Origin of the sequence: Pseudomonas mandelii (assembly GCF_002251635.1) — a bacterium.
Taxonomy (GTDB): domain Bacteria; phylum Pseudomonadota; class Gammaproteobacteria; order Pseudomonadales; family Pseudomonadaceae; genus Aquipseudomonas; species Aquipseudomonas mandelii_B.
The window spans coordinates 1-1,059 of sequence record NZ_NMOJ01000069.1; the positions used below are offsets into that span (position 1 = coordinate 1).

Sequence of the window (1,059 nt, forward strand, 5' to 3'; positions counted from 1 at the left end):
CTNCGTTTACCCGCCCTGCTCGCCGCCGCNTTCGCAGCCCTCGTGAGCCTCCCGTCCCAAGCCGCCCCCAAAGACCACTTCAGTGTGTGCTGGACCATCTACGCCGGTTGGATGCCGTGGGAGTACGCCGGCAGCCAAGGCATCCTCGACAAGTGGGCCAAGAAGTACGGCATCAAGATCGACATGGTGCAGCTCAATGACTATGTCGAATCCATCAACCAGTACACCGCCGGCCAGTTCGACGGCTGCACCATGACCAACATGGACGCCCTGACCATTCCTGCCGCCGGAGGCGTGGACAGCACCGCGCTGGTGGTCAGCGACTTCTCCAACGGCAACGATGGCGTGGTGATCAAGGGCACCGGCAAGACCGTGGCGGACCTCAAGGGCATGAACGTCAACCTGGTGGAACTCTCGGTGTCCCACTACCTGCTGGCCCGCGCCCTGGAGTCGGCCGATCTCACCGAAAAAGACTTGAAAGTAGTCAACACCTCCGACGCCGATATCGCCGCGGCCTTCAACACCGANCAGGTGCAAGCCGTCACCACCTGGAACCCGATGCTCTCTGAGATCAAGGCCAAACCGGGCGTCACCGAAGTGTTCGACTCCAGCAAAGTGCCCGGCGAAATCATGGACATGATGGTGGTCAACACCCAGACCCTCAAAGACAACCCCAAGCTGGGCAAAGCGTTGACCGGCGCCTGGTTCGAAGTGGTTGCGCTGATGAACGCCAAAAACGCTGCCAGCAACGTCGCACTCGAACACATGGCCAAAGCCTCCGGCACCGACCTCGCCGGTTTCCAGTCGCAACTGGACACCACCAAGCTGTTCGCCACGCCCAAGGAAGCCCTGGCCTTCGCCACCAGCGCGCAGTTGCCCGCCACCATGCGCAAGGTCGCCGAGTTCTCGTTTGAACACGGCCTGCTCGGCGAAGGTGCCAAGGACACCAGCGCCGTGGGCATGAGCTTCGCCAACGGCGTGACCAGCGGCGACAAAACCAACCTCAAGCTGCAGTTCGACCCCCGCTACGTGCAGATGGCCGCCGACGGCACGCTGTAA

Annotated in this window: 1 protein-coding gene; it reads left to right on the top strand. The window is 62.1% G+C overall.

The genetic code is table 11. The features are described 5' to 3' along the window. A partial coding sequence (locus tag B7L09_RS09995; RefSeq protein WP_141213452.1) for a putative urea ABC transporter substrate-binding protein occupies positions 1-1,059 on the top strand: 1,059 nt, incomplete at its 5' end.